8 protein-coding genes and 1 pseudogene are annotated in these 8,448 nt (G+C 70.7%); 7 read left to right on the top strand and 2 right to left on the bottom strand.

The genetic code is table 11. The features are described from left to right. Positions 1 to 1,588 (bottom strand): transglycosylase domain-containing protein (locus tag IE312_RS31950; protein WP_229900682.1); only part of this gene is annotated, 1,588 nt, incomplete at its 3' end. Positions 1,589 to 1,805: 217 nt separating this feature from the next. Between IE312_RS31950 and IE312_RS31945 the strand changes: the two genes are divergently transcribed. From IE312_RS31945 to IE312_RS31925, 5 genes are all read left to right on the top strand, one after another. After that, positions 1,806 to 2,717 carry an SPFH domain-containing protein gene (locus IE312_RS31945; RefSeq protein WP_189985742.1) on the top strand — a complete coding sequence of 304 codons (912 nt, stop codon included), beginning with the start codon at positions 1,806 to 1,808 and terminating at the stop codon, positions 2,715 to 2,717. Further along, a complete protein-coding gene (locus IE312_RS31940) occupies positions 2,714 to 2,947 on the top strand; it encodes a type II toxin-antitoxin system antitoxin (protein WP_030346062.1) in 234 nt (77 codons plus the stop codon). The genes IE312_RS31945 and IE312_RS31940 overlap by 4 nt, the downstream gene beginning before the upstream one ends. Before the next feature lie 93 nt (positions 2,948 to 3,040). Then, on the top strand, positions 3,041 to 3,565 hold the full coding sequence (locus IE312_RS31935) for a PadR family transcriptional regulator (protein WP_189985740.1): 525 nt from the start codon (positions 3,041 to 3,043) through the stop codon (positions 3,563 to 3,565). Next, positions 3,562 to 4,251 (top strand): ABC transporter ATP-binding protein, encoded by a 690-nt coding sequence (locus IE312_RS31930; protein ID WP_189985739.1) that lies wholly within the window; start codon positions 3,562 to 3,564, stop codon positions 4,249 to 4,251. Before IE312_RS31935 ends, IE312_RS31930 begins: the two co-directional genes overlap by 4 nt. Then, positions 4,248 to 6,587, top strand: coding sequence for an ABC transporter permease (locus tag IE312_RS31925; protein WP_189985738.1), 2,340 nt, complete (start codon positions 4,248 to 4,250; stop codon positions 6,585 to 6,587). The genes IE312_RS31930 and IE312_RS31925 overlap by 4 nt, the downstream gene beginning before the upstream one ends. Positions 6,588 to 6,626: 39 nt before the next feature. Here IE312_RS31925 and IE312_RS31920 read toward each other — a convergent pair whose 3' ends face one another. Beyond that, positions 6,627 to 7,565, bottom strand: a complete 939-nt coding sequence (locus IE312_RS31920) for a LysR substrate-binding domain-containing protein (protein WP_189985781.1) — start codon at positions 7,563 to 7,565, stop codon at positions 6,627 to 6,629. Between the two features lie 138 nt (positions 7,566 to 7,703). Here IE312_RS31920 and IE312_RS31915 point away from each other — a divergent pair, with 138 nt between their 5' ends. Both IE312_RS31915 and IE312_RS42745 read left to right on the top strand, forming a co-directional pair. Beyond that, entirely contained in the window at positions 7,704 to 8,258 is a 555-nt protein-coding gene (locus tag IE312_RS31915; RefSeq protein ID WP_061924628.1) for a peroxiredoxin, read from the top strand. Between the two features lie 2 nt (positions 8,259 to 8,260). After that, positions 8,261 to 8,448: pseudogene (locus IE312_RS42745) on the top strand (alkyl hydroperoxide reductase); the annotation flags it as partial.

The following is an 8,448-nucleotide window of genomic DNA, read 5'->3' as shown; positions in this document are numbered from 1 at the left end:
CGCCCATCGAGCCGAGGGTCTGGGCGGGCACCGCCTGCATGCCCTTGGTGTCCATGCCCAGCTCGCCCGCCGTGCTCATGACCTTGCTCATGCCCACGTCCACGCCCATCTGCGCGAAGACGGAGTTGACGGACTTGTTCATGGCCTGCTGGACGGTGATGTCGTCGTAGCTGAAGTCGTCCTCGTTCGGCGGGGCGAAGCCGACCCGGGAGCCGTGGTCCAGGACCGGGCGGCGGCTGGTGCCGTCGTAGACGGTGCTCGCGGTGATCGGATTGCCGTCCTGGGTGGTGGCGTTCTGCTCCAGGGCGGCGGCGAGGATCACCGGCTTGAACGTCGAGGCGGGCTGGTAGTCCCGACGGGTGGCGTTGCTGGTCCAGTGCTTGTAGTAGTCCTGGCCGCCGTAGAGCGCGACGATCCTGCCCGTCCTGGGGTCGACGGAGACGGCGCCGGCCTGGATGGCACCGTCGACCTTGCGCTGCTTCCGGTTCAGCTTGCTGGTCAGCTGGGCCCTTACGGTCCGCTCCAGCGCGGACTGCTTCTTGCGGTCGATGTCGAGGGTGATGGTCCAGCCCTTGTCGACGACCGCGTTCTCGGCCTGGGAGGCGGTCAGGCCCTCCTGCGCCATGAGCTGCCGTTCGAGCTGCTGGTTGGCGAGTTCGACCAGGTAGCCCTTCTGCCCGCCGAGGCCCGGGGCACCCTTGGGCTCCTTGATCTTCGGGAAGTGCATGGCGTCGCGCTTCGCCTTGGGCAGCCAGCCTTCCTCGACCATGTTGTTCAGGACGTAGTTCCAGCGCTCGGTGACCAGCTTCTTGCCGGTGTCGGTGGCGACCGCCCAGTCGTACTGGCTCGGTGCCTGGAGCAGGGCGGCGAGGTAGGCGCCCTGCTCGACCTTGAGGTCCTCGGCGTCGACACCGAAGTAGGCCTGGGCGGCGGCCTGGATGCCGTAGGCGTTGCGGCCGTAGTAGCTGGTGTTGATGTAGCCGGCGAGGATGTCGTCCTTGGACTTCTCGCGGTCCACCTTGAGCGAGATGACCAGTTCCTTCAGCTTGCGCGTGACGGTCTGGTCCTGGTTCAGGTAGTAGTTCTTGACGTACTGCTGGGTGATCGTGGAGCCGCCCTGCTTGCCGCGGCCGAGCGCCGTGTTGATCAGGCCGCGGGCGGTACCGCGGAAGTCGACGCCGGAGTCGTGGTAGAAGCTCTTGTTCTCCGCCGCCACGAAGGTCAGCTGGACCTTGCGAGGCACCTTGGACAGGTCGACGATCTCGCGGTTGACCTTGCCGTTGCGGGCCAGAATCGTTCCGTCACTGAACTTGTAGACGTTGCTCTGCTGCTGGGCGGCGGCGTTGCCCTGGGGGACGTCCACGTACAGGTACAGGCCGATGAAGCCCAGGATGCCCAGCAGGCACACCCCGAAGAAGGTGCCGAGGATCTTCTTCCAGCCGAAGATCCGGCGTATGCGGCTCTTGGCGGGCTTGCCGGGCGCGGCGGCCGCGGGGCCGCCCGTCTCGGCGGCCATGGGGCGGCTGCGCCTGGGCGCCGCGCGGCGGCCGGCGCGCTGCCGCGCTCGTCTCTCTTCCGCTCGTCCCATGGGTCCCTACGCTCGCTTCCGTCTCGGGGTCAGCTCCGAAAACTAACACCCCTCTATATGACAAAGGGCGTCCGATCCGTTCTTTTACGGACGTGACAATCAGCACCCGCCCCATCGGAACCGACGGCATTCCCGGTCACAGGGTTGCTTCGCGCGGTAATGTGATATCACTTAGCTAGAGAAGAGCTAGGTGCTACGAGAGCCGGGGGGAACACCCATGTCCGACATACCCGAGATGCCCAGTCCACGCGTGCGCGAGTTCAGCGCCCACAGCATCGGCGGCGGACTCGCCCTGCTGCTCGGCCTCATCGGGCTCGGCGCCGCGATCGCCCTGTTCGCGGCCTCCGGAGCGGCACCCTCCCCCGCCGCCGAGGGCGGACTGATCTGCGCCGGCGTCGTCGTCCTGCTCGCGTCCGTCATCGCGATGCGCGGCCTGAACACGGTCGCGCCGGGCGAGGCCCGGGTCGTCCAGCTCTTCGGGCGCTACCGGGGCACCATCCGGGAGGACGGCCTGCGCTGGGTGAACCCCTTCACCTCGCGGACCCGCGTCTCCACCCGGGTGCGCAACCACGAGACGGCCGTACTGAAGGTCAACGACGCCTACGGCAACCCCATCGAGCTGGCCGCGGTCGTGGTGTGGAAGGTGCGCGACACCGCGCAGGCCACCTTCGAGGTGGACGATTTCGCCGAGTTCGTCGCCACCCAGACCGAGACGGCCGTGCGGCACATCGCGATCGAGTACCCGTACGACGCCCACGACGAGGACGGCCTGTCGCTGCGCGGCAACGCCGAGGAGATCACCGAGAAGCTGGCCGTCGAGCTGCAGGTGCGGGTGGAGGCGGCCGGAGTCGAGATCATCGAGTCGCGCTTCACGCACCTCGCGTACGCTCCCGAGATCGCCTCCGCGATGCTCCAGCGGCAGCAGGCGGGCGCGGTCGTCGCGGCCCGGCGGCAGATCGTGGACGGCGCCGTGGGGATGGTCGAGGCGGCACTGGACCGGATCGCGGAGGCGGACATCGTGGACCTGGACGAGGAACGGAAGGCGGCGATGGTGTCGAACCTGATGGTGGTGCTGTGCGGCGACCGGGCTCCGCAGCCGGTCCTCAACACCGGGACCCTCTACCAGTGACGGACCCCGCCGGCACCCCGGGACGCCGGCCGCAGCAGCGCAAGCAGGTGCTGCTGCGGCTGGACCCGTCGGTGTACGAGGCGCTGGCGCGGTGGGCCGGCGACGAGCTGCGGTCGGCGAACGCCCAGATCGAGTTCCTGCTGCGCAAGGCGCTGGCGGAGGCGGGGCGGCTGCCGAAGGACACCGGCCCGCTGCCGCGGCGCGGCCGGCCGCCTGTGTCGGAACCGTGACAATCGGCCCCCACCTGCGGGGCCGCACCGACTGCCACGATCCCCGCACGGCGCGTATACACCTTGCGTATACACCGTGTGTAGAGTGCTGCCATGTCCATCGGTCACACCCTTCTGGGACTCCTGGAGTCCGGCCCGCGCCACGGCTACGACCTCAAGCGGGCCTTCGACGAGAAGTTCGGTCACGACCGGCCGCTGCACTACGGCCAGGTCTACTCCACGATGTCCCGCCTGCTGAAGCACGGCCTCGTGGAGGTCGACGGGATCGAGGCCGGCGGCGGCCCCGAGCGCAAGCGGTACGCCATCACCGACGCCGGCGTCACCGACGTCGAACGCTGGCTCGCCACCCCGGAGAAGCCCGAGGAGTACCTGCAGTCGACCCTGTACACCAAGGTCGTCCTCGCCCTCCTCACCCACCGCGACGCCGCCGACATCCTCGACGTCCAGCGGTCCGAGCACCTGCGCAGCATGCGCATCCTCACCGACCGCAAGCGCAAGGGCGACCTCGCCGACCAGCTGGTCTGCGACCACGCCCTGTTCCACCTGGAGGCGGACCTGCGCTGGCTGGAACTGACGGCCGCGCGCCTCGACAAGCTCCGCGCGGAGGTGACCCGATGACCCCGCCGCCCGGCACCCTGCTCGCCGCCGAGGACCTGCGCAAGTCCTACGGCCCCACGGTCGCCCTCGACGGCGCCGGTTTCTCCATCCACCCCGGCGAGGTCGTCGCCGTGATGGGACCCTCCGGCTCCGGGAAGTCGACCCTGCTGCACTGCCTCGCCGGCATCGTGCCGCCCGACTCCGGCTCCATCGTCTACGACGGCCGGGAACTGGCCGGCATGAGCGACACCGAGCGCAGCGCGCTGCGCCGCAGCGAGTTCGGCTTCGTCTTCCAGTTCGGCCAGCTGGTCCCGGAACTGACCTGCGTGGAGAACGTGGCGCTGCCGCTCCGGCTGAACGGCCGCCCGCGCAAGGAGGCCGAGCGGGCCGCGCTGGCCTGGATGCAGCGACTGGAGGTGGACGACCTCGCGGCCAAGCGGCCCGGCGAGGTCTCCGGCGGCCAGGGCCAGCGGGTCGCGGTCGCGCGGGCGCTGGTCACCGAGCCCCGGGTGATCTTCGCCGACGAGCCGACCGGCGCGCTCGACTCCCTCAACGGCGAGCGCGTGATGGAGCTGCTGACCGAAGCGGCCCGTTCCGCCAACGCTGCCGTCGTGCTGGTCACGCACGAGGCCCGGGTGGCGGCCTACTCCGACCGGGAGATCGTCGTACGCGACGGCAGGTCCCGGGACATGGAGCGGGCCATATGAACGTGCGGCAGTGGAACAGGGACCTGGGCCTGGGCGTCCGGTTCGCCTTCACCGGCGGACGCGAGGGCTGGGTCCGGGTGCTGCTGACGGCGGTCGGCGTCGGCCTGGGCGTGGCACTGCTGCTGCTGACGACGGCGCTGCCGCACATGCTGGCCGCCCGCGACCGGGTGAGCGACGCCCGGCAGGACTACTCGTTCTCCTACACCGTCCCCAAGGCCGACGACACGCTGCTCCTCGCGGTGACCGACACCGAATGGCACGACAAGGAGGTACGCGGCCGGCTGCTGGAGCCGGAGGGACCGAAGGCCCCGCTGCCGCCGGGCGTCGGCCGCCTCCCGGCCAAGGGCGAGATGGTGGTCTCACCCGCGCTGAAGGCACTGCTCTCCTCGGACGGGGCGGAACTGCTGCGCGCCCGCATCCCCTACCGGATCACCGGCACCATCGGTGACAGCGGGTTGATGGGTCCCCGCGAACTCGCCTACTACGCGGGCGCCGAGGGCCTGGTGCCGCACTCGGGCGGCACCCGGGTCGACCGGCTGAAGGCGTTCGGCGACCCCCACCCGACGCCGCAGAAGACCGACCCGGTGCTCATCCTGATGACCCTGGTCGTGTTCGTGGTGCTGCTGATGCCGGTCGCCGTCTTCATCGCCGCGGCCGTACGGTTCGGCGGCGAGCGGCGCGACCGCCGGCTGGCCGCGCTGCGGCTGGTGGGCTCCGACAGCAGGATGACCCGGCGGATAGCGGCGGGCGAGGCTCTGGCCGGGTCGCTGCTCGGTCTGGTCGTCGGCACCGTCTTCTTCCTGACCGGCCGGCAGGCGGCCGGTTCGGTGGAGGTCCTCGGCGAGAGCTTCTTCCCGAGCTACCTCGACCCCACCCCCGGACTGGTCGTACTGGTCGCGGTGACCGTGCCCGCGGCCGCGGTGCTGGTGACGCTGCTGGCGATGCGCGGGGTGGCGGTCGAGCCGCTCGGCGTCGTGCGCACCGCCACGCAGCCCCGGCGGCGCCTGTGGTGGCGGCTGCTGCTGCCGCTGGCGGGCCTGGCGATGCTGTACCCGATGGTCGGCAACGGCCGCAACCACGGCGAGTTCAACCAGTACCTGGTCGTCGGCGGTGTGCTGCTGCTGCTCGTCGGCGTGACCGCGCTGCTGCCCTGGCTCGTGGAGGCGGTCGTCAGCCGGCTCGGCGGCGGCGCGCTGTCCTGGCAACTGGCGGTACGACGGCTGCAGTTGAGCAGCGGTACGGCCGCGCGCCTGGTCAACGGCATCGCGGTGGCGGTGGCCGGGGCGATCGCGCTGCAGATGCTGTTCGCGGGCGTCGAGAGCCAGTACACCAAGGAGACCGGCCAGGACCCGGCGCGGGCCCAGATGTCGGTCAACCTGTCCGGTCACGGACGACTGGCCGCCGCCGGCGCGGAGTTCGCCCGGACCAAGGGCGTGCGGACCGCGGTGACCCTGTCCTCCGGGCAGATCGGCGGCACACGGAAGGACCCCGAGAACATGGCCGCGATCACCGTCGGTGACTGCCGTGCCCTCCGGGAGATCGCCCGCCTGCCCTCCTGCCGCGACGGTGACGTGTTCAGCGCGGAGAACCCGCGCACCGACGCGGGGTACCTGGCCCAGATCCGGACCGTGATGCGGCCGGGCACGCGGGTGTGGATCGACCCGTCGGAGGCCGAGGTGCGCGGCCGGGAGATCGCCTGGAAGCTGCCCGCCACGATCCGCCCGGCCCCCGTGCGCAAGGACTCGCTGCTGACCGACCCCAGCGGGCTGCTCGTCACGCCGTCCGCCCTGCCGGCCGGCACCGCCGCCACGCTGTACGGCCAGGTCTTCCTGCGCCTGGACGAGTCGGTGCCGGACGCCCGGGAGCACGCGCGCACCGCCGCCGCCCGCATCGACCCGCTCGCCTACCCCTGGACGTTCTCGGCCACCGAGCAGTCCAACCGGTACACCTCCCTGCGCACCGGGCTGTTCATCGGCGCGGTCTGCGTGCTGGCGCTGATCGGGGCCAGCCTGCTGGTCTCCCAGCTGGAGCAGTTGCGGGAGCGGCGCAAGCTGCTGTCGTCCCTGCTCGCCTTCGGCACCCGGCGCCGCACCCTGGGCCTGTCGGTGCTGTGGCAGACGGCGGTGCCGATCGCGCTGGGCCTGCTGCTGGCCTCGGCGGTGGGTCTGACCCTCGGCGCGGTCCTGCTGAAGATGACGGACACGGCGGTGAGCGTCGACTGGGCGAGCGTGCTGTCGATGGCCGGCGCCGGCGCGGTGGTGGTCCTCGCGGTCACCCTGCTGAGCCTGCCGCCGCTGATCCGGCTGATGCGGCCGGAGGGGCTGCGGACGGAGTAGGTTCGCGCCCGCCGCCGGCCCGGCGGGGCCGGCGGACCCTCAGTCGAGGACCCGTACCGGCAGCGTCCGCAGCGCCTCCCGCAGCGCCCCCGCCAGCTCCTCGTACTCCGTGGAGCGCGCCGCGCCCGCGCGCATGGCGAAGGCGACCCGGCGGGTGGGGGCGGGGTCGGCGAAGTATCCGGTGAGCAGCTGGCTGCTGCGGGCGGTCTCGAGTCTCAGCGCGGTGCGCGGCAGCAGCGTGCAGCCGAGGCCGCCCGCCACCAGCTGGACCAGCGTGGACAGTCCGGCGGCCGTGGTGGTGACCGGCGCGTCCTCGCGGCCGGCCTCCCGGCAGATGTCCAGGGCCTGGTCGCGCAGGCAGTGCCCCTCGTCCAGGAGCAGCAGGTTCAGCTCCTTCAGCGCCTCGCGCGGGATGCCCTCCCGGCCGCCGAGCCAGTGGTCCAGCGGCGTGACGAGCACGAAGTCCTCGTCGAACAGCGGGAGTTCGACGATCCCGGGGACGCCGAGCGGCACCGCGAGCAGCAGCAGGTCGAGCCGGCCGGAGTTCAGGCCGTCGATCAGGTTGGCGGTCTGCTCCTCGTGCACCTGGAGGTCGAGGTGCGGATAGCGCTCGTGGACCAGCCGCAGCACGGCCGGCAGCAGGTACGGCGCCACGGTGGGGATCACCCCGAGGCGCAGGACGCCCGTGAACGGCGCCCGGACCGCCTCGGCCTCCTCCAGGAGCGCGCCGACCGCGTCCAGCACGGCCTTGGCCCGCACGGCCAGGCGCTCCCCCGCGGGCGAGAGCAGCACCTTGCGCGTCGTACGCTCGAGGAGGGTCACGCCGAGGGTCTCCTCCAGTGCGGAGACGGCACCGGACAGGGCGGGCTGGCTCATCCCGATGGCCGCCGCCGCGTCCCGGAAGTGCAGGTGCTCGGCCACGGCGGCGAACGCCCGCAGCTGTGCGAGGCTCGGCTGCCTCCGCTTGCCGTTACTCATGGTCACTGATAACTACCTCCGATCAACACGACCGAGTGTAGCTATTTCCCTAATCAATGACCGCTGTGCCAACATCGACAACGTCCAACCCATGGGAAACACCCCAAAAGGGAAGTTTCTTCGCTGCAAGGAGAGCGCGTGCTCACTGTCGGTGACAAGTTCCCCGAGTTCGAACTGACCGCCTGCGTCTCGCTGGAGAAGGGCAAGGAGTTCGAGCAGATCCACCACAAGTCCTACGAGGGCAAGTGGCTCGTGGTCTTCGCCTGGCCCAAGGACTTCACGTTCGTGTGCCCCACCGAGATCGCCGCGTTCGGGAAGCTGAACGACGAGTTCGCCGACCGCGACGCCCAGATCCTCGGCTTCTCCGGTGACTCCGAGTTCGTCCACCACGCCTGGCGCAAGGACCACCCGGACCTGACCGACCTGCCGTTCCCGATGATGGCGGACTCCAAGCACGAGCTGATGCGCGAGCTCGGCATCGAGGGTGAGGACGGCTTCGCCCAGCGCGCCGTCTTCGTCGTCGACCCGAACCGCGAGATCCAGTTCACGATGGTCACCGCCGGTTCCGTGGGCCGTAACCCCAAGGAGGTCCTGCGGGTCCTGGACGCCCTGCAGACCGACGAGCTGTGCCCGTGCAACTGGAGCAAGGGCGACGAGACCCTGGACCCGGTCGCACTGCTGGCTGGTGAGTGACCGTGTCGCTCGACTCCCTCAAGTCCCGTCTCCCGGACTACGCCAAGGACCTGAAGCTCAACCTGGGCTCGGTCATCGGCAACTCGGAGCTGCCGGCGCAGCAGCTGTGGGGCACGGTGCTGGCGACCGCCATCGCCTCCCGTTCCCCGATCGTGCTGCGTGAGCTGGAGCCGGAGGCGAAGGCGAACCT

Source organism: Streptomyces capoamus (genome assembly GCF_014654935.1).
Taxonomy (GTDB): domain Bacteria; phylum Actinomycetota; class Actinomycetes; order Streptomycetales; family Streptomycetaceae; genus Streptomyces; species Streptomyces capoamus.
Note: the sequence above shows the minus strand (reverse complement) of the source record. Positions and strands in the feature narration are given on the sequence as shown.

Coding starts and splice junctions, on each gene's coding strand:
- IE312_RS31945 (WP_189985742.1), top strand. CDS start 1,806: ATGTCCGACATACCCGAGATGCCCAGTCCACGCGTGCGCGAGTTCAGC.
- IE312_RS31935 (WP_189985740.1), top strand. CDS start 3,041: ATGTCCATCGGTCACACCCTTCTGGGACTCCTGGAGTCCGGCCCGCGC.
- IE312_RS31930 (WP_189985739.1), top strand. CDS start 3,562: ATGACCCCGCCGCCCGGCACCCTGCTCGCCGCCGAGGACCTGCGCAAG.
- IE312_RS31925 (WP_189985738.1), top strand. CDS start 4,248: ATGAACGTGCGGCAGTGGAACAGGGACCTGGGCCTGGGCGTCCGGTTC.
- IE312_RS31920 (WP_189985781.1), bottom strand. CDS start 7,565: ATGAGTAACGGCAAGCGGAGGCAGCCGAGCCTCGCACAGCTGCGGGCG.